The 20,047-nt window shown below is 67.5% G+C and carries 13 protein-coding genes and 2 pseudogenes; 10 read left to right on the top strand and 5 right to left on the bottom strand.

Features of this window, described 5'->3' with window-relative positions:
- Positions 1-119: 119 nt before the first annotated feature.
- Both PSK12I2_RS25650 and PSK12I2_RS25645 read right to left on the bottom strand, forming a co-directional pair.
- Positions 120-950: a methyl-accepting chemotaxis protein gene (locus PSK12I2_RS25650; protein WP_371100817.1), complete on the bottom strand. Its 831-nt coding sequence runs from the start codon at positions 948-950 to the stop codon at positions 120-122.
- A 27-nt stretch (positions 951-977) separates the two neighbouring features.
- Positions 978-1,955, bottom strand: a pseudogene (locus tag PSK12I2_RS25645) (methyl-accepting chemotaxis protein); the annotation flags it as partial.
- A gap of 528 nt (positions 1,956-2,483) precedes the next feature.
- On the opposite strand from PSK12I2_RS25645, the gene PSK12I2_RS0120980 reads away from it, so the two are divergent.
- From PSK12I2_RS0120980 to PSK12I2_RS0120970, 3 genes are all read left to right on the top strand, one after another.
- The gene (locus tag PSK12I2_RS0120980) at positions 2,484-2,726 is read left to right on the top strand and encodes a DUF1654 domain-containing protein (RefSeq protein ID WP_100168972.1); all 243 of its coding nucleotides are present in this window, start codon (positions 2,484-2,486) and stop codon (positions 2,724-2,726) included.
- 76 nt (positions 2,727-2,802) lie between these two features.
- Positions 2,803-3,327, top strand: coding sequence for a GNAT family N-acetyltransferase (locus PSK12I2_RS0120975; protein WP_037007895.1), 525 nt, complete (start codon positions 2,803-2,805; stop codon positions 3,325-3,327).
- Positions 3,328-3,539: 212 nt separating this feature from the next.
- A complete protein-coding gene (locus tag PSK12I2_RS0120970) occupies positions 3,540-6,584 on the top strand; it encodes an autotransporter domain-containing protein (protein ID WP_371100816.1) in 3,045 nt (1,014 codons plus the stop codon).
- A gap of 100 nt (positions 6,585-6,684) precedes the next feature.
- On the opposite strand, the gene PSK12I2_RS0120965 is transcribed toward PSK12I2_RS0120970, so the two are convergent.
- From PSK12I2_RS0120965 to PSK12I2_RS25635, 3 genes and pseudogenes are all read right to left on the bottom strand, one after another.
- On the bottom strand, positions 6,685-7,605 hold the full coding sequence (locus PSK12I2_RS0120965) for a substrate-binding domain-containing protein (RefSeq protein ID WP_037007893.1): 921 nt from the start codon (positions 7,603-7,605) through the stop codon (positions 6,685-6,687).
- Between the two features lie 14 nt (positions 7,606-7,619).
- Entirely contained in the window at positions 7,620-8,375 is a 756-nt protein-coding gene (locus PSK12I2_RS25640; RefSeq protein WP_371100814.1) for a methyl-accepting chemotaxis protein, read from the bottom strand.
- 102 nt (positions 8,376-8,477) lie between these two features.
- Positions 8,478-8,873 (bottom strand): annotated as a pseudogene (locus PSK12I2_RS25635) (HAMP domain-containing protein); the annotation flags it as partial.
- A 1,134-nt stretch (positions 8,874-10,007) separates the two neighbouring features.
- Between PSK12I2_RS25635 and PSK12I2_RS0120955 the strand changes: the two are divergent.
- The 7 genes from PSK12I2_RS0120955 to PSK12I2_RS0120925 all read left to right on the top strand — a co-directional run bounded on the left by PSK12I2_RS0120955 (position 10,008) and on the right by PSK12I2_RS0120925 (position 19,980).
- On the top strand, positions 10,008-10,289 hold the full coding sequence (locus tag PSK12I2_RS0120955) for a hypothetical protein (RefSeq protein WP_027599928.1): 282 nt from the start codon (positions 10,008-10,010) through the stop codon (positions 10,287-10,289).
- Positions 10,290-10,593: 304 nt separating this feature from the next.
- Complete coding sequence (locus PSK12I2_RS0120950; protein ID WP_007160310.1) at positions 10,594-10,857, top strand: hypothetical protein; 264 nt, start codon at positions 10,594-10,596, stop codon at positions 10,855-10,857.
- Positions 10,858-11,144: 287 nt separating this feature from the next.
- Entirely contained in the window at positions 11,145-13,334 is a 2,190-nt protein-coding gene (locus PSK12I2_RS0120945) for a TonB-dependent siderophore receptor (protein ID WP_027599927.1), read from the top strand.
- Between the two features lie 83 nt (positions 13,335-13,417).
- A complete protein-coding gene (fes, locus tag PSK12I2_RS0120940; RefSeq protein ID WP_027599926.1) occupies positions 13,418-14,671 on the top strand; it encodes an enterochelin esterase in 1,254 nt (417 codons plus the stop codon).
- 22 nt (positions 14,672-14,693) lie between these two features.
- A complete protein-coding gene (locus PSK12I2_RS0120935; protein WP_027599925.1) occupies positions 14,694-14,900 on the top strand; it encodes an MbtH family protein in 207 nt (68 codons plus the stop codon).
- Positions 14,901-14,911: 11 nt separating this feature from the next.
- Positions 14,912-18,850, top strand: a complete 3,939-nt coding sequence (locus tag PSK12I2_RS0120930) for an enterobactin synthase subunit F (protein ID WP_027599924.1) — start codon at positions 14,912-14,914, stop codon at positions 18,848-18,850.
- Between the two features lie 113 nt (positions 18,851-18,963).
- The gene (locus PSK12I2_RS0120925; RefSeq protein ID WP_027599923.1) at positions 18,964-19,980 is read left to right on the top strand and encodes a LacI family DNA-binding transcriptional regulator; all 1,017 of its coding nucleotides are present in this window, start codon (positions 18,964-18,966) and stop codon (positions 19,978-19,980) included.
- Positions 19,981-20,047 lie beyond the last annotated feature (67 nt).

Below are 20,047 nucleotides of genomic sequence, written 5' to 3'. Positions count from 1 at the left end.
GCATTCTGTGACCGCCTTCTCGTTTGGAGATTCGTCCCAGATGACCAGTGGTTGAGTTGGAGAACCTGACGGTCCGAGCCCCCTGTCACAGGCCGCTGTGGCAGGGGGCTGGGCTTTTTTCAGACCTTGAAGCGGGTGGTCATCTCCTGCAGGCGTACGCCGATGCGGGCCAGCTCCATGCTCGAGGACGCCGTCTCTTCGCTGGCGGCCGCCGTCTGGTCGGAAATGTCGCGGACATTGGTGACGTTGCGACTGATCTCTTCGCCCGCCGCACCCTGCTGCTGTGCGGCGCAGGCGATCTGATCGTTCATCGATTCGATGTCCTTGACCGAGCGGGTGATGCGCTTGAGCATTTCGCCCGCCTCGCGCGACAGGCCGACGCTGCTGTCGGTCAACTGCACGTTGTGGTCGAGCACGGCCGCCATGCGATCGGTGCTCTGATGCAGGCCGGTGATGAGCTGGGCGATCTCGTCGGTCGAGGAGCGGGTGCGCTGGGCCAGGCCGCGGACCTCGTCGGCGACCACCGCGAAGCCGCGGCCCGCCTCGCCGGCCCGAGCGGCTTCGATGGCCGCATTGAGCGCCAGCAGATTGGTCTGCTCGGAGACGGCCTTGATCACGTCGAGCACGCCGCCGATGCTGTCGGCATGGCCACGCAGGGTGGCCATGGCCGTCTTGGTGGATGCCATTTCCTGCGCCAGCAGTTCGATCTGGGCGACGGCCTTGTCGACCGCCTGGTCGCCCTGCTGGGCCTGCTGACTGGCCTCCTGTGCCGAGCGGGCGGCTGCCCCGGCATTGCGCGCCACCTCGTGGGTGGTCGCCGTCATCTCCTGCATCGCGGTGGCGATCTGATCGGTCTCGATCTTTTGCGCCTGCACGCCGGCGCTGGTCTGCTCGGTCACCGCCGACAGCTGCTCGGCGGCACTGGCGACCTGGACGACGCCGTCCTTCATCTCGCCAATGAGTCCACGCAGGTTCGTGGTCATCTGCAGCATGCTGAGCTGCAGCGCGCCCAGTTCATCCTTGCGGGTCACCTCCAGCTGATGGGTGAAGTCGCCGTTGGCGACCGTCTGGGCCAGCAGAACGGTGTCCTTCAGGGGGCGGACGATGGAGCGGGTGATCAGCCAGGCGCCCAGCAGGCCCAGGGCGATCGCGATGGCCAGCCATACCAGCAACAGCTGACGTGCACCGCTCACATCCGCCAGCTGGAATTCCTTCTGGATCGCGGTCAGCTTGTCGGCCACCGACAGCAGCGTGGTGATGGTGGTGGTGATACCGGCCTGGCCCTGATCCACCTGGACCTGGGCGGTGATCAGCTGTTGCAGGCGCTGCTGGTAGCCGGCGAGTTCCTTGCCAAGCGTCTGCAGCGTCTCGGTCGGCAAGGCGCTGGTCGTGGCGAGTCGTTTGACCTTTGCCTGGATACCGTCCAGGGCACCCTGGGCCGCGGCCTCGCTTTCCTTGGTAGGCGTGGTGGCATAGCTGCGCAGGGCAATGCGCATCTGCTGCAGGTCGATGAAGAGGGCCGCCACCTGCTGGCGGTCTTCGACTCGCCCATCCGGGGCGTTGGCCGCCGTGGCCAAGGCCAACACATAGGTGTTGGCCGCTTCCGCCGTGGCGGTCGCCGCCTGCTGGATCGCCGCACGCTCCCGCGTGGCGGTCACGACCTGGGTGTAGAAGTCCCGATAGCGCTTGAGTGCGCCCTGGGCTTCGCTCAGCAGGGCTTCGTTGGCCTTCGAGTTGAAGTTGGGGACGATGCTCTGCAACTGAGCTTCGATCTTGTCCAGTGCGGCCAGCCATTTTGCCGCCTGGGCATCGTCGGCCTTGACGATATAGACGAGGCGCTCGATGCGCATGTCGCGCGCCAGAGTGCTGTAGCCGGAGATGTCGCCGATTCGTTCGCTGCGATCGCGCAGGGCGTCCGTGGCTTGCCAGCCGGTGTAGGCCACCAGCAGGATCATGCCGATGAGCAGGGAGAAGCCAAGCGCCAGCTTGGCCCGGACGCTGATGTTGCTGAGGAAATTCCAGCCATTGTGCTGCATGAGGACTACCTGGATAGAGGCCGGCGAGGACGAGTCTCCGGCGGACATGCGGTAATTGTTATCGCGATAGTTTTTCGCCCGCGGACGGACGCTGAATACCTGCCACCCTGGACGTAGCCTCCAGGGCCGTCGGTTAATCGCCGAGGCGAAGGCAGGTGCGAGTGCCCGCCAGGGGCGACCTGGACATAGCGGGTAAGTCTGACCATAACGGCGAAAAAGTGATCCATGTCACATCTTTCCTGGGGATGGTTGGTGTCAATTTATGGATGGACGGCGCCTGGCCTGCCGAGGGGAGCTCGGGTATCCGCCTGGTCAGCCGGATACAAGCCGGGTAGGGTCCGGGACAAGGGCGTGGACTGTTCGCTGGTGGACCGGAGCGGACAGCAACTTGCCAGTTACCCGAATCAGGAAATACTGTATAAAAAAACAGGTATGGAGGCTGCGCCCATGGCATACAGCCAGTCGTCTCAGCTGACTTCCTATGACCGTCTGACGATGAGGGTCTCGCGGCTGGTCAACAACGCCCGCGGGGTCCTCGACAGGCACGTCCATGTGGAGCGCCTGGAGGCCAGCAGCGAAGACTGGGCGCTGTTGCTCGAGGCCTTCGAGGAGACCGAGGGGCTGATCGTGGCCCACCGTGACGACGGCAGCATCGACCTGTTCTGGAAGGTCTGCTACGACGATTTCTGAGCGGACGCGACAGGCTCGTCCAGTGCATCCGCCCTGGCTTCGGTAAGCGGATTGTCGATTGAAAGGGAGGTTGGCAATGAACATCCAGCGTCTGGGCCCGACCTGGGCTCCCGCCTATCGCCAATTGATGCTGGACGCCTATGCCAGGCATCCGGAAGCCTTCACCTCCAGTCCTGCAGAGCGGGCCGGGCTGCCGCTCGGGTGGTGGGAGCGTCGTCTGCAGGAGGGTGACGGAGCAGGGGAGCGGGTCTGGGGCGCGACCCAGGGCGCGGAGCTGCTGGGCGTGGTGGGGCTGAGCCGCGAGACGCGGGAAAAGGCTCGGCACAAGGCCACCCTGTTCGGCCTGTACGTGCCCGATCGGCACCGGCGGCTGGGCCTGGCGAAAGGTCTGCTCGGCGAATTGCTGGCCCAGGCAGCGACCTGGCCCGACCTGAGGGTCGTCCAGCTCACGGTCACCGAGGGCAATCAGGCCGCTCTGGCGCTGTACGAGCAGGCAGGCTTCAGCGTCTTCGGCAGAGAGCCGCTGGCGGTCGCCGTGGGAGATACCTGGTTCACCAAGCTGCACCTCTGGTGCGATCTGGACAGGTTGCGCCTCGGTTAGGACCCGCTCACCACATACGAGGCACCGTTGCCGCTGCGGCCTGCGAGTCGTGGTGCTGGGCTTCATAAGATGTCGTAAAACTGCCTTCGAACCGCCGCCACACCGTCACATCACCGCTCTAGGCTCGCCGCCCCAAGACAGCTTGTAACAAGTTGTATCCACAGGCCCAAGGGGAAGCGCTGGTGAAACGTTCAGGTAACAAACCCGCGGTGTTGACGATCGCATTCGCGGCGTCGCTGTTGGCACTTTCGGTGCAGGCAGCCAGCCGTTCGGGCAACAACGCCATCAATGGCGTCGATCTGCTATCCGGCTACAACAAGCTCTGGACGCCCGGCGCCAGCTGGAACACCGGCACGCCCACCGCCTTCGGGGCGCCCATTCTGCAGCGCAATATCCAGTACGTGGTCGACCTCGCGAAGACCCGCACCCAGGCCCAGGAGATAGCGGCCTACTACGATGACCGCCGCGACCAGAGCTACAGCCTGATCAGCGGCCTGGGTTCCCTGGCCAATGGCTACCTGGCCGGCTCCGGCGCCTTCACCACCATCCCGGTGTTCGACGCCTCCACCCAGACCACCAAGTACAGCGACAACGGCAACGGTGCCGGCGACGCCAATTCGCAGCTGGGCAAGGTGGTGCAACTGGTCCAGGCGATCCGCAACGATGCCTCCACCACCCCGGCCAAGAATGCCTACCAGTATCCGCGGCCCTGGCGCCAGGCGGGCGTGGACATCGTGCCGCTGTCGTTGCGCCCTGCCCTCAGCACCACACCGCAGAGCGACGGCGGCTTTCCCAGCGGCCACACCAACGCCGCCTATCTCGCCGGGATCGGCTTCGGCTATGCCGTGCCCCAGCGCCTGGGCGAGGAACTGTTCCGCGCCTCGGAGCTGGGCAACAACCGCATCGTCGCCGGCATGCACTCGCCGCTGGACGTGATCGGCGGGCGCATCACCGCCACCTATTTCGCCATCGACAACCTGGTCAATAACGCCCAGCTGCGCAGCGATGCCTTCGCCCAGGCCCAGGCCTACTTCGCCCAGCAATGTGGCGGCGACATCAACAACTGCGTGGACAGGATCGATCCAGCCACCGATCGGCAATCCCAGCATGCCCAGGACAAGGCGCTGTACACCGCCCGCCTGACCTACGGCTTCGCCCCCGTCGGCCCGACCAACCTGGCGCCGGTGGTGCCGGTCAACGCCGAGGTCTTGCTGGAAACGCGCTTTCCCTATCTCACCGCCAGTCAGCGCCGCGACATCCTGGCCAGCACCGAGCTGTCTTCGGGCTATGCGGTCATCGACGAATCCAACGGCTACGGCCGGCTCAATCTGATGGCCGCGGCCGACGGCTACGGCGCCTTCAATGGCAATGTCAGCGTCAACCTGGACGCCAGCCAGGGTGGCTTCAACGCCCGCGACGCCTGGCGCAACGACATCGGCGGCCCTGGCAGCCTGACCAAGAACGGCAGCGGCGAACTCACCCTCAGCGGCTTCAACACCTACAGCGGCGGCACGCTGATCAATGGCGGTACCCTGCGCGGTCATGCCCGGGCCTTTGGCAGCGGCGACATCACCGACAACGCCACCCTGGTGCTGGATCAGTCGGTCAACGACAGCCTGGCCAACAACCTGCACGGCAACGGCAGCCTGGTAAAGACCGGGGTCGGCTCCCTGAGCCTGACCGGCAACAGCGACTTCGCCGGCACCACCCGCGTCGACCAGGGCCGCCTGGCCATCAACGGCAACCTCGGCAATTCGGCGGTCACCATCAACTCGGGCGCCACCCTCGGTGGCAATGGCAGTCTCGGCAGCCTGCGCGTGGCCCAGGGCGGTATCCTCGCGCCCGGCAACTCCGTGGGGCAACTCAACGTTAAAGGCAACGCCACCCTCGACCAGGGCTCCGTCTACCAGGTCGAGACCGATGCCAGCGGCCGCGCCGATCGCCTGGTGGCCACGGGCGGTATCACCGTCAATGGCGCCACGCTGGCGCTGGTTTCCAGCCCCTACTGGCAGCCGCTGGGCAGCTATCAGCTGCTGAGCGCGGGCAACGGGCTGAGCGGCCGCTTCGGTCCCATCCAGTCCGACTTCGCCTTCCTGACCCCGACCCTGAGCTATGGCGCCAACCAGGCGACCCTGAGTCTGGCGCGCAATGGCGTGGCCTTCGCCGACCTGGCCGAGGGCCGTAACGCCCGGGCCGCCGCTGCGGGTCTGGATCGCGCCGGCGCCGGCAATGCACTCTGGAATCAGGTCGCCGCGACCAATGCCGCGGGTGCAGGCTCGACGTTCCAGAGCCTGGGCAACGAACTGCACGCCTCGACCAAGACCGTGCTGGTGGAAAACAGCCGGCTGGTGCGCACTGCCATGAGCGATCGCCTGAGCGATGCCCAGAGCGAGCTCCCGTCCAGCTCCGGCATCCAGGGTCTGGCCGGCAGTCGCGAGCGCGGACTGGTCTGGACCCAGGCCCTCGGCGCCTGGGGCCACAACGACGGCAGTCACGACGCCAGCAGCCTGGACAGCCACAGCCGCGGCCTGCTGATCGGCAGCGACGTACCCCTGGACGGCGGCTGGCGCGTCGGCGGGCTGGTGGGCTTCGGCCACACCGATCTCGACCTGCGCGGCAAATCCGGCTCGGCGGACAGCACCGACTACCACCTGGGCCTCTATGCAGGCCAACAGTGGGATGCCCTCAGCCTCAAGCTGGGCCTGGCCCATAGCTGGCACCAGGTGGAGGCACGGCGCAACCTGGCGATCCTCGGCACCGACCAGCGCCTGGCGCCGGACTACGACGCCGGCACCACCCAGGCCTTCGGCGAGCTGGCCTATCGGATCGAGGCGGGGAGCCTGAATCTTTCGCCCTTCGCCAGTCTGGCCCATGTGCACCTGCAGACCGACGGCTTCCACGAGCGTAGCGGGGCGCTGGACCTGGACAATCCGCGGCAGAACACCGACGTGACCTTCAGCACCCTCGGCCTGCGCCTGGCGAGCAAACCGCTGGGTGACTGGAAGCTGGTGCCGAGTGCCACCCTGGGCTGGCGCCACGCCTTTGGCGACACCACCCCCGAGCATGAGGCGGCCTTCGCTGGCGGCCCGGCGTTCAAGGTGGTGGGGGCGCCCATCGCGCGTGACGCGGCGGTGGTGCGCGGGGCGCTGGACCTGGCGTTGAGCGAGACGGTCTCGCTGGGCCTGGGTTATGACGGACAACTGAGCGGTCGGACCAGGGACCAGGACCTCGACGCGCGACTCAGCTGGCGCTTCTGAAAATAGGCGTCCCGAGTGCCCGAGCGAATCGGGCATCTGGTACTGGGTACTGAAGACGGGCCAGGCCACCGGAGACGGATGGCCTCGCCTGCTTTCCGGGCTAGAAGGACGCCAGGTTGTCCGGCGTGATCAGCTGGAAGGGGACCCGGGTGAGATTGCTGCTGGTGGAGCCATTGGCCAGGCGCAAGGCCATGTCCACCGCGCCCTGACCCTGGCCCTTGGCATCCTGCAGCACGCTGACCGCCAACTTGCCCTCGCGCATCTCTTGCAAGCCGTCGGGCGTACCGTCGATGCCGCCCACCAGATACTTCGTCAGCGGCTTGCCAGCCTTTTCCAGGCCACGGATGGCACCGATGGCCATCTCATCGTTGTTGGCGGCGACGATGTCGAAGGCCACGCCCTTGTCGACCCACTGCAGGACGCGTTCGGTCGCCTCGCTGCGCTGCCAGTTGGCCGAGGCCTTCACCACGACCTGCATGTCGGGATACTTGGCCACTACCTTCTCGACGCTCTCGGTGCGCAGCTTGGTCGCCGGGTGGCCCGGTTCGCCCATGAGGATCGCCACCTTGCCCTTGTAACCGGCGCGGCGGGCCAGCTCCTCCATCTGCATCGTCGCGGCTTCCACCTCGTCGGAGCCGACGAAGCCGGCATAGGCGGGCAGGGGAGAGACGCTGGGGCGGTAGTTGATGAACACCAGCGGCACCTTGCTACTCATCGCCAGCGCCAGCATCTCCTGGGTGTTGCTGTCGTCGATGAGATTGACGATGACCGCATCGACGTGGGCGGCGATCAGGTTGCGGTACTGGCGCAGCTGCAGGGCGCTGTCACTGTTGGCGTTTTCCAGGAAGAGGTCCGCGTCCAGGGTATGGGCGCGCTCCTCGACGTTGTTGATCAGCAGGGTGCGGAAGTTGTCGCGTTTGGAGGTCAGGACGCCGATGAGCGGCGCGCTGGCCTGGGCCAGGTTGACCCAGGTGGCGGCCAGGACGAGACCGGCGAGAAGACGAAGCTTGGGCTTGAACATGAGTCGGTCCCCGATCAGACACTGAAGCGTTGCAGCAGCTCGCGCTGCCGGCTGGCCATGAGCGAAAGGTCCTCGCTGCTGCGGGCGGCGCTGTCGGCGCCCTCCGCGGCGCGGAGCGCGGCGTCGTTGATCTGCACCATCATGCGACTGGTCTCCTGGACGGTGGCGCTCTGTTCTTCGGTGGCGGCGGCGATCTGGGTGTTCATCTCGCGGATGGTGCCGACCGCCTGGCTCATGCTCTGCAGGGCTTCCCGGGCGGAGGAGGCCAGTTGCACGCACTCGCCGGACTGGGCACGACTCACCCCCATGATTTCCACCACCGAATGGATCTTCTGCTGCATCTGTTCGATCTGCTGCTGGATCTCGGTGGTGGAGGCCTGGGTACGACTGGCGAGGGAGCGTACCTCGTCGGCGACCACGGCGAAGCCGCGTCCCTGTTCACCGGCGCGAGCCGCCTCGATGGCGGCGTTGAGGGCGAGCAGGTTGGTCTGCTCGGCGATGTTGCGGATGGCATCGACGATGCCGTCGATGCTCTGGCCATAGCCCTGCAGCTCATCGGTGGCCTGGGCGGCGACCTGGATCTGCCGCGCCTGGCGCTGGATGCTGTCGATGGTCTCGGCGACGGTGGTGCCGGTCGTGGTGCTCAGTTCGAAGGTGTGGTCGACGGCATCCTTGGTGTCGAGGGCGCGCTGGGCCACCTCGGCCACGGTGCTTTCCATCTGGGTCATCGCCGAGGCGGCGGAACCGAGGCGCTCGGTCTGCTCCTCCACGGCGCGGGTGGTGCTGGCACTGATGTCGGCATTGGCCTGGGCGGTACCCCGGGGGTCGTCGGCCGACTGGGTGAGGGTCTGCACCGTGGTCTGCAGCGAGCGGATCAGTTCGTTGAGATAGCCGCCCAGTTCGCTGAATTCGTCCTTGCGGCGCACATCGAACTGGACCCGCAGATCGCCGGCCGTGACCTGGCGCAGCGACTCGCGAAAGGCCAGCAGCGGACGCCGCAGGCCACGTGCGACCCAGACGCCGATGATCAGGGCCGCGCCAATCGCCAGCAGGGCGACGATGGCGAGCACCTGGCGGCTAGTGGCCACGGTGGCGTCGGTATCGCTCTTGGCCTGCTGGGCCACGGCCACGGCGCCGGCGCTGAGGGTGCGCAGGGCGTCCAGGGTAGCCTGCAGGGCGGTGCCGGTGCGCTGGCGCTGGGCGTCGAACTGACCTTCGGCCAAGGCCTGTCGCTGATAGGCCTGGCGCAGGCCATCGGGCGCGGTCATCTCGTGCAGGAGGCGGATGACCATCACCCCGACGATGCGCGCGCTGCGCTCGTCGATGGCGGCCAGGGCGCGCAGGCGATCGGTGATGACATCCTGCTGCTGGTTGAGCACCACATCCAGCCCTGGCAGATCCAGGCGTGCCGCCTGGGCGGCGAAGGCGGCGTAGGTCTTGTCCGTTTCGATCAGCAGCATCTGGGCGGCGCGGACGGCTGCGGTGGCGCCTTCGGCCTTCTGTTGCGCGCTGTAGGCCTGCAGATAGCTGGACAGCCGATTGGCCTCCGGCGTGGCATAGCCCTGCAGGGTGCGGGTTTCGCGGCGGATGGCGACCAGCTGGCGGTAGCTGTCGATGAGGGTCTTCGCCTGGTCGCCATAGGCATTGCCCAGCTTCTGCTCCTGATCGAGCGCCTGGGTCAGCTGGTCATGGGCGCGCAACAGCGCCGGCAGGCGCTGGTGCAGCTGCAGGTAGTCGGCGAACTGCTGCTGGAATTGCTGTTCGCGGGTGGCGATCACCGCGGCATCGGTCTCGGCCAGCAGGCCGAGCAGGGTCTGGTTGGCCCCCAACAACTGCACATTGATCTCGCCAACGGCCTGGCCGAGCGGCGCGGATTGCTCGGTGATGACCGTCAGCCGCTCATGGATGGATTGGGTACTGTTGAAGCTCACGGCGACGATGCCCAGCAGCAAGAGCACCAGAAGTGCGATGCCGCCGACCACGCGTTGAAGAATCGTCATGCTGGTTCCCTGCTTTTGTTATCGGTGTCGAGGCAGGAGGCCATCAGCGCCGGGACCCGATCGAGCGTCCCGCTACCGTCCATGGCCAACGTGCTGTCAGCCTAGTCGCATCACCGGACCTGGCCGCATCGTCCGCGGACGTGCGGCCTTGGCCAGGCGATCAGCTGTCGTGGGCGGCGTCCGCCACCCGTGCCAGGGGCTGGCGGGCCGGTTCGCTCTTTGGGCAAGGCGCGAGGGGCGCTACCTGGCGATCCCAGATCCGCCACCTCCAGGCATGCGGCGCGCGTTCCTCCGTGGTCGCCATGCGACGGACACCTCAGGTCGCAAAGCCGGCGCGGCGGGGCAGAAACCAACCCGTGCTTCTCCAGGTCCCTGAAAGGTCTCTTTTTTCAGGAATATCCGATGTCCAAAGCTCTGCTGTGCTCCCTCGTACTGGCTACCGCCGCAACCCTGACCGCGTGCGACAAGACCTCCGAAGACCATGCCCAGGATGCCCAGGCCCATAGCCAGAAGGCCCAGGAGAAGGCGGCCGAGGGCAAGGTCGAGCGGGCCTCCAAGGAGCAGGCCAAGGCGCAGGAAGACCGGGCCCAGGCCAATGAAGCCGCGGCCACCGAAGGGCGCAATACGCCCCCCGATTCCGCCGTGCCCGGCTATATCAAGACGCCCAGCAAGGAAAATCCCTGACCTAAGCTCCGCCTCCCTTGCCGGCCGGCAGGAGGCGAACTGCCGCGCTGCTCTTGGCCGCTGGGCGCAGGGTAGGGCGGCCACGGTTACCGGTGGCTCAGGCGGATGACGAAGCCCGCCGGCTAGCGTGCTCCGGGATCCCGGGGCGGAAGGTCACGGTGGCGTACTAACGGGCCTCAAACCGGCGGCCGTTGACGAGCCGACGACAGCTGTCGTCCAGGCGAGCAACGGCTGTTTACATCCGGGCCAGGACGATTAGAGTAGGAGCCACTTCGCCATCATTCGTCCACCCTCCGGAGCCGCCATGAGCCCTTCGCGACCGATCCACTGGTATCGTGCCCGCAGCACGTTCGAAATCGTCGCCCTGGGCCTGGGGGTCATCGCCCTGGTGGTGGCGCTCGATCAGGGCCTGCGCAACTCACCCTCCGAGCACCTCGCCGATTACCACGCCTGCAAGGGTGACGGTGGTCTGGCGCGGATGAACGCCATCGGCGAAATCGTCTGCCGGCTGCCCAGTCCAGTGATTGGCCAGGTAGCGGCCAAGACGCCGGCGGTTTCCGGTCTCTAACGACCGCCGGGCTTCTCCCTCCGGCCTGCTCACACCTGGCCTGCTCCTGTGACTGGACCCTCCCGGTCCGGTCGATACCGCTTTTCCGCACCTTTTCCTGATGCCGTCCTGGCCCCTGGGCGTGGATCACGGCTGCCTGGCGTTGGCAATGCGAACAGCTATTGCTTAACGTAACATTTGATAATGAGAGTTTTTATCATTTAAAGTGCTGGCCCTCGCGCGACGACGCGAACAGCAGCCTTCCAGTGCACGGCGTCGGCTGCAACGCCACGGTCACAAGGATCACCATGAACACCCAAGGAACCCTCTGCCAGCCCGTCCGCCTTCGCCGCGGGGCTCTCCGTCAGCTGCTTCTGATCGGCGCGCTGATTCCCTTTCCGCTGACGGCCCTGGCCGCCACGGTGGCCGAGCAGAACGCCACGGAACTGGACACCCTGACCATCGAAGGCAATCGCCTCTACGACATGGCACCCTCGGAACAGACCGGCGGCTATACCGTGGATTCGGCGACCGTGGGCACCAAGACGCCGGCCGCCCTGCGTGACATTCCCCAGTCGATCACCTCCTACACCAGCGACTACATCAAGGATCGCAACTTCAACACCCTGGACGAGCTGGCCAAGTCCACCGCCGGCCTGCGGGTGCTGACCAACGACAGCGGGCGCTCCTCCATCTATTCGCGCGGCTACGAATACGACGAATACAACATCGACGGCCTGCCGGCGCCCATGACCAGCATCTTTGGCACCGTGCCCATTCTCTCGCCCTTCGACCGGGTCGAGATCATGCGCGGGCCCTCGGGGCTGTTCAACAGCACCAGCGAACTGGGCGGCATCGTCAACATGGTGCGCAAGCGCGGCACCGAGGACTTCCAAGGGCATATCACCGGGCGCTACGGCTCCTGGGACACCAACTACCAGGAGATCGACCTGGCCGGTCCGCTCACCGAAAGCAAGAATGTCCGGGGTCGCTTCGTCGCCTCCCGCGCCGACACCAATGGCGAGGTGGATTACAACGCCAACACCGACCAGAGCTATTACGGCGACCTGGACATCGACCTGTCCGACGCCACCCAGATCTCCTTTGGCCTGATCCATCAGGTCAAGAACCTCACCCCGCACAATGGCTATCCCACCGATGCCCAGGGCAATCTGCTGGACTTCAGCCAGTCGCGTTTCCTGGGGGCGGACTGGAACTACTTCGACGGCAAGACCACCGACGGCATCTTCGAGCTGACCCACAGATTCGATAACGGTGGCTATGGGCGCCTCGCCGCCCGGGCCTCGCACCGGGAGGCGGACTACCTCTATGCCTTCACCGGCGGGGCGGTACAGGCCAACGGCAACACCAGCATCCGCGCCAGCACCCGGGACTTCGAGCAGGACGCTTATTCCCTCGACGCTAGCTACAGCCAGCCGTTCGAGACCCTGGGTCAGGTCAGCGAATTCGTCGTGGGGACCGACTACAAGCACTACGACACCGACTACCAGAACGGCAACAGCGTCCTGGGTACGGTCAATGTGAACAGCTATTCGCCGACCCGCTTCGCCAAGCCGGCGCGCGTCTACCAGACCGACTACAGCGGCGAGGATCGCGAATTCGGCCTCTATTCCAAGGTCACCTTCCGCCCCATCGAGCGCCTGGCGCTGATCGGCGGTGCCCGCGTTTCCTGGTACAGGGGCGAGGCCTATACCACCACCCTGGCCAGTGGTGCCGAGGCGGGGGAGAGCCAGAAGCACAGCGGCTTCGTCACCCCCTATCTGGGTACCGTCTACGACCTGGACGACTACCATTCCCTCTATGCCAGCTATTCCAAGGTGTACAAGCCGCAGAGCGAGCTGGACGCCCAGGGCAAGGCCGTCGATCCGCGCGAGGGTGACCAGTACGAGGTCGGTATCAAGGGCAGCTATTTCAACGGCGACATGAATGCGCGGCTGTCGATCTTCCAGCTGACGGATGAGAACCGGGCTACCCGACCTTTCGACGCCAACGGTGTGGCCATCACCACCTATTCCGAAGCGTCCGGCAAGACGCGGGTGAAGGGCGCCGAGATCGAGGTCAGCGGCAAGCTCACCGAGCAGTGGGAAATGCTCGCCGGCTACACCTACATGGATACCCAGAACCTCAGTGGCGATGGCAACACCCTGTTCGAAGCCATGCCCAAGCACATGGCCTCGCTGTGGACCAAGTACACCCTGGCGGGCGGTCCGCTCACCGGCCTGAGCATCGGTGGCGGGGTGACCGCCATGAGCGATTTCTCCCAGACCAACCAGACCTCCGGCGTCACCGTCTCCGCGCCGGGCTATGCCACGGTGGATGCCAAGTTCTCCTATCCGGTCACCAAGCAGCTGACCGCGACCCTGGACGTGAACAACCTCCTCGACAAGGAATACTGGTCGCGCGTAGGTTCGGTTTCCACCTTCAACTTCCAGGGCCCCTCGCGCAGCGTGATGGTCGGGGCGCGCTACGACTTCTGAGTCCCAGGCCGACCCGGGCAGGGCCCAGGTCGGCCGGCGCGATGCAGGCCATGACGATCCTTGCGACGATGTACCTTGATGCGATGAAAGATTCACTTTTCCAGCGAGACGACGTGGGCAGCGAGCCCTGGTGGCAGGCCGTGGCCTGTCGTGGCACGCCGCTGATCGAGCCCACTGCAGACGGACGCTATCGCCTGACCTTTGTCTGGCGCGATCCCGAAGGGCTGGCCGGGCGCTCCGGCACCCAGCGGGTCTGGCTCAACATCACCGGGGTCACCGACCATCATCAACCGGGCCTGCCGCAGAGTCTGCGGCGCCTGCCAGGCACCGATGTCTGGGCCTGGGAAACCGAACTGGATGGCCGCTGGCGCGGCAGCTACTGCCTGATCCCCAGCGGGGAGCCGGCGCCCTTCGAGGGCGAGGCCCAACCCGACCTCCAGGGCATCCGCCTCTGGTGGCGCAGCGTCTTTCCCCTGGCCCAGGCCGATCGGCTCAATCCGCGACGCGCCTGGCAGGGTGGGCGAGGGCTGGCGGTGTCGGGCGTGCACCTGCCGGAGGCGCCTGCCCAGCCGGCCTGGGCGGCCTTCGATGCCGACCGCAGCCTGGCGCCAACGGCCTGGCCGAGTCTGCAACAGTACGAGTGGCAGAGTGCACGGCTGGGCAACAGCCGTCCGGTGTGGGTCTTCGCCACCGGTAATACCACCCCTCTGGAGCGGCCGCTGGCCATCCTGCTGGATGGGCAGTTCTGGGCGCAGACGATGCCCGTGGGCGCGCCACTGCAGCAGCTCACCGCAGCCGGGCAACTGCCGGAGGCGGTCTATCTGCTGATCGACAACAGCGACCGCGCCCTGCGCAGCAGCGAGTTGCCCTGCAATCCACAATTCTGGTTGGCGTTGCAGGAAGAACTGCTGCCCCAGGTGCGCGACTGGGCGCCCCATGCGCAGTCGTCGTCCACGACCGTGGTGGCCGGGCAGAGCTTTGGCGGGCTGGCGGCGCTCTATGCCGCGCTGCATTGGCCGGAGCGCTTCGGCTGCGCCCTGAGTCAGTCCGGGTCCTTCTGGTGGCCGCAGCGTGGCGCGCCGGGACGGCTGTTCGAGGCACTGGCGAGCGGGCAGGGGAGCACTCACCCCCTGCGGCTGTTCATCGAGGCCGGGTTGCGCGAGCCGGCCATCCTCGAAGCCTCCCGGGCCCTGGTCCCGCGCCTGCGCGAGCAGGGCCACGTGCTCGACTATCGCGAGATCGATGGGGGGCACGACGCCCTCTGGTGGCGCGGCGGGCTGCTCGATGGCCTGGTCCAGCTCTGGCGACCCCGGGTCGCCGCCGACGCCCAGCGTTAACCCCTATTTGCCAGGAGGTCCGATGGACGCTCTCAATCCCTTCGACGATCCCGCCCAGGTGCTGCTGATCCTGCGCAATGACCGGGGGCAGTGCAGCCTCTGGCCCGAGGCCATGACCGTTCCCGCCGGCTGGGAGCCGGTATTCGGACCGGCGCCGCGCGCGGCCTGCGACGACTGGCTAGCCAGCCACTGGCGCGATATCCGCCCGGTCGCCTCCCTGCTTTCCTGACTGGAGTTCCTGTGTCCTCTACGCCGCTTTCTCTTTCGCGCGAACTGCCTCTGGTCGCCGCCCAGCCCGGTATCTGGATGGCCGATCAGCTGTCGCCCCACGCCAATGCCTTCGCCGTGGCCCATCTGGTCGAGTTGCGCGGGTCGATCGATGCCCAGGCGCTGCAGGCGGCCATCGTCCAGGGCCTGGGCGAGCTGGACAGCCTGCAACTGAAGTTCGCCGAGCGCGAGGGCGAGCTGGTGCAGTGGATCGACGATGAGGCGGCCACGCCTGCCCCCGAGTGGCTGGACCTGCGCGGGGCCGCCGATCCGGAAGGCGCGGCGCGCGCGGCCATCCGCGCCGACCTCGACGGCGACCTGAGAGCCACCAGTGGCGGGCCGCTGTGGCTCAACCGGATCTACCAGCTGGGTGACGACCACCTGTTCTGGTACCAGCGCTATCACCACCTGCTGATCGATGGCTATGGCTTCGCCGCCCTGGCCAAGCGGGTAGCGGCCCTGTACAGCGCCGCGGTGCGCGGCGAGACGCCCGAGGCTTCGCCCTTCGTCTCTTTTGCCGAGGTGGTGCGCGAATACCAGGATTATCGGCAGTCGGCCGTGCGCGAGCGTGACGAAGCCTTCTGGCGTGAGCGCGGCGCGGCCTTGCCGCCGGCCGCCTCCCTGGCACCCGGTGGCCTGGCGGGGCAGGTGCCGACGCCGCAGGTGGTAGAGGCTCGCGCCCGGGTGCCCGCCGCGGTCTTCGCCGGGCTGGCCGAGCAGGGCAAGGCCCAGGGCGTGACGCCGGCCGATCTGGCCGTGGCCCTGGCCGCCGCCTGGTTCGCCCGTCTCAGCGGTCAGCCGGCCTTCAGCGCCGGCTTCATCTTCATGAGGCGCATGGGGTCGGTGGCGCTGAAATCCGGCGGCGCGACGCTCAACGTCCTGCCCCTGGGCGTGCGCACCGACTCGACCCAGACGCTGCCGCAACTCGCCGCCGTGTTGGCCGCCGAGCTCAAGAAGGTGCGCCGGCACCAGCGCTACGACGCCGAGCAGATCGCCCGCGATCTCGGCCGGCCAGGCGATGCCGAGCCCCTGACCGGACCGGTCATCAACCTCAAGCTGTTCGATTTCGCCCTGGATTTCGCCGGGGTGCCCGGTATCACCCACGAATTGGCCTCGGGGCCGGTGCGCGATCTGGAAATCGCTCTTTATCTAGAAGCGAGCGGCGCCCTGGACATCAAGCTGCTGGGCAACGCCGAGCGCTATACCGCCGACCTGCTACAGGGCCACGCCGAGCGCTTCGGCCTGCTGGCGCAGCAGTTTGCCACTCAACCTGGGCTCATCCTGGGCGAAGCCGATCTGCTGGCGCCCACGGACCAGCACTGGCTGGCCGCCATCAATGCCACCGAGCGCCCGCTGCCCGCCACCACCCTGGCGACCTTGCTCGCCGACCAGGCAGCGCGCACCCCGGATGCGCCGGCGCTGGCCGATCTGCAGCACGCCTTTACCTATGAGGAAACACGCAAGCAGGTCCTGGCCCTGGCACAGCGCCTGAGCGCAGCAGGGGTCGGTCGCGGCGACATCGTCGCGGTGGCCCTGCCACGCTCGGTGTTCCTGTCCCTGGCCTTGCTGGCGACGCTCGAGCTGGGCGCGGCCTACCTGCCGCTGGACAGCGGCTATCCCGACGAGCGCCTGCAACTGATGCTCGACGATGCCCGGCCCCGGGTGCTGGTGACCGATGCCAGTCAACGTGGACGTTTCCCGGGGCTGCGCGAGGAGCAGGTGCTGATTCTCGATGCGCCGCTGGAGGGGCTAGACCAGGCTCCCGTGTTCGAAGGACCGCGCCCCGGTGATCCGGCCTATCTGCTCTATACCTCCGGCTCGACCGGCCGGCCCAAGGGCGTGGTGGTCGGGCATGCGGCCATCGTCAATCGCCTGCTGTGGATGCAGGACAGCTACCCCCTCGGCGCCGGTGACACCGTCCTGCAGAAGACGCCGAGCAGCTTCGATGTCTCGGTCTGGGAATTCTTCTGGCCGCTGCTGGTGGGCGCCCGGCTGTACCTGGCGCCACCCGAGGCCCATCGCGATCCCCTGGCGCTGCAGGAGCTGTTCGCCCGCGAGCGGGTGACCACCGTACACTTCGTACCCTCGATGCTGGCGGCCTTCGTCGCCAGTCTGGACGAGCCGGCCGCGGTGGCCCGCTGCGCCAGCCTGCGCCAGGTGTTCTGCAGTGGCGAGGCGCTCCCCACCGAACTGGCTCGCACCTGGGAGCGCCGGGTCGGCGCGCCCCTGCACAATCTCTATGGCCCCACCGAGGCTGCGGTCGACGTCTCCTATCATCCGGCCCATGGCGCCGCCCTGGCGGCTGTCAGCGGCAGCAGCGTGCCCATCGGCAAGCCGGTGTGGAACACCGGGCTGCACATCCTCGACGAGCGTCTGCGCCCGGTACCGCCGGGTGTGGCGGGCGAGCTCTATCTGAGCGGGGTGCAACTCGCCGATGGCTACCTGGGCCGTCCCGAGCTGACCGCCGCACGCTTCATCGCCGCGCCGGACGGGCAGGGCGAGCGCCTCTATCGCACCGGTGACGTGGCGCGCTGGCTGCCCGAGGGCGTCGTCGAATACCTCGGCCGCAGCGACGACCAGGTCAAGTTGCGCGGGCAGCGCATCGAACTGGCGGAAATCGACCACGCCCTGCTGGCGCTGCCTGGCGTGGCCCAGGCGGTCACCCATGCCCGGGTGCTGGGCGAGGCGGCCACCGCCACCGGCGGCGATGCCCGCCAACTGGTGGGCTATCTAGTCGCCCAGCCCGGCGCCGCGCTGGACCTGGAGCGCCTGCGCGCGCGCCTGGGCGAAAGCCTGCCGCCGCACCTGGTGCCGGTGGCCCTGGTGGAGCTGGACGCCTTGCCCCTGGGCGCTACCGGCAAGCTCGATCGCAAGGCCCTGCCGGCGCCCCAGGGCGTGGCCAGGGCCGCCAGCCGCCTCCTGGCGCCGGGGCTGGAAAGCGATCTGGCCGCGGCGTTTTCCGAGGTGCTCGGCTGCGCCATCGTCGGTGCGGACGACGACTTCTTTGCCCTGGGCGGTCATTCGCTGCTGGCCATGACCCTGGCCGCCACGCTGCGTCGGCGCCTGGGGCGGCCGGTGTCCATCGGCCAGATCATGGTGGCCTCCAGTGTCGCCCGCCTGGCCCGGCAGCTGGAGCAGGATGCGGCCAGCGCGACCCGCGCCGGCTTCGAGACCCTGCTGCCGCTACGCCCGGGCGATGGTCCGACGCTGTTCTGCTTCCATCCGGCCTCGGGCTTCGCCTGGCAATTCAGCGTGCTGGCGCGCCACCTGGATCCGCGCTGGTCGCTGCTCGGCATCCAGTCGCCGCGTCCGGACGGCCCCCTGGCCCAGGGCGCCGACCTGGAAGCCGTCATCCAGCGCCATCTGCGCACCCTGCGCGAGGTGCAGCCGCAGGGGCCCTATCATCTGCTCGGCTATTCCCTGGGTGGCACCCTGGCCCAGGGCCTGGCGGCGCGGCTGCAGGCGGCGGGGGAACAGGTCGCCTTCCTCGGCCTGCTCGACACCTATCCGCCGGAAACCCAGAACTGGCAGGAACGCGAAGGGCAGCGCGAGCTGGACCCGGAGGTGCTGGCCGAGGTCAACCGCGAGCGCGAGGCCTTCCTGGAGGCCCAGCAGGGCCTGGCCGATCCCGCGCTGGGGGAGGGGGCGGAGCTGTTCGCCACCATCGAAGGCAACTACGCCGACTCGGTGCGGCTGCTGGCCACGGCGCGCAGCGCGCGTTTCGACGGCGAGGCGCTGATGTTCATCGCCCGGCGCACCCTGCCGGCGGGAATGGACGTCAAGGCCACCTGGGCGCCCTGGATCACCCGCCTGCAGGCCCACGAGGTGGATTGCGCCCACGTCGACATCATCGCCCCGGCCCAGCTGACGCAGATCGGTCCGGTGCTGAATCGGGCGTTGAAGGCGCTGTGACGGCTCGCGGGTTCGGCTCGACGGCGACTCCCCGCTCAGGCAAGGTGTGAAGCCTGGGCGGGGCAGGAGAGATGATCGGCCAGGCCGCTCCTTCTCTCGTTGCAGGTGGACCCATGGCGAAAAGCGTGACCATTCAGGATGTCGCCCGGCAGGCAGGCTTGTCCAAGTCTGCCGTTTCGCGCTACCTGAATCACAGTCTGAGCCTGCCACCTGCCACGGCGCAGCGTATCGAAGGGGCCATCGAGGCCCTGGGCTTTCGGCGCAACAGCCTGGCCCAACGCCTGAGCAAGGGCGGCAGCGAGACCATTGGGCTGGTGCTGCCGGACATCGCCAATCCCTTTTTCGCCGAGCTGGCCGACGCCGCCGAGGCCACGGCCTTCGCCCATGGCTACAACCTGGTGCTCTGCCTGACGCGCAACGATCCGGCGCGGGAAATCCAGTACGTCCACTGGAAGGGATCGCGCCGCGTGGATGGTCTGCTGTTCATCACCAACCGCGCGGATGACGGGACGCTGGCGGCGCAACTGGGCGCCTATCGGGAGATCGTGTTGCTGGACGAGGATGTCCCGGGTACCTCGATGCCCAAGGTCTTCGCCGACAATGTCGCCGGCGGCCGACTGGCCACCGAGCATCTGATCCGCCAGGGGCATCGGCGCATCGCCCATGTCTCCGGACCGGCAGCGGTGATGAGCGTGAGGGAGCGGCGCGAGGGCTATGAGCAAGCCCTGGCCGCGGCCGGAATACCCTTGCGTCCCGATTATCTGCTGCTGGGGGAGTACAGCCGCGACTTCGGGCGTCAGGCGGCCGCGACCCTGCTGGATCTACCGGAGCCGCCTCAGGCGATCTTCGCCGCTAGCGACTTCATCGCGGTAGGGGTGCTCGATACCCTGCGCGAACGCGGCCTGGCGGTTCCCGATGCCCTGGCCCTGGTCGGCTTCGACGACGCGCCCTACGCGGAATTTCTCACGCCGCCGCTCAGTACCGTGCGCCAGTCGGCGCGGGACCTGGGTCGCCAGGGAATCGAAGCCCTGCTGGCGGTGCTTGCCGGGCAGCCGGTAGTCGGGGAGCAGCGGGTCGCCGTGACCCTGGTGGAACGCGGCTCGGTCGCCCCAGCGCCTGCCCCAAGGTAGCACTTGGCGTTTCCATTCTGCCCAGTCGTGGAGCACTCCGGTGGCTGTCCGGCCAGAGGCTCTGCGC

It is taken from the genome of Pseudomonas sp. MOIL14HWK12:I2 (assembly GCF_000510745.1).
GTDB classification, from domain to species: Bacteria; Pseudomonadota; Gammaproteobacteria; order Pseudomonadales; family Pseudomonadaceae; genus Chryseomonas; species Chryseomonas oryzihabitans.
Note: the sequence above shows the minus strand (reverse complement) of the source record. Positions and strands in the feature narration are given on the sequence as shown.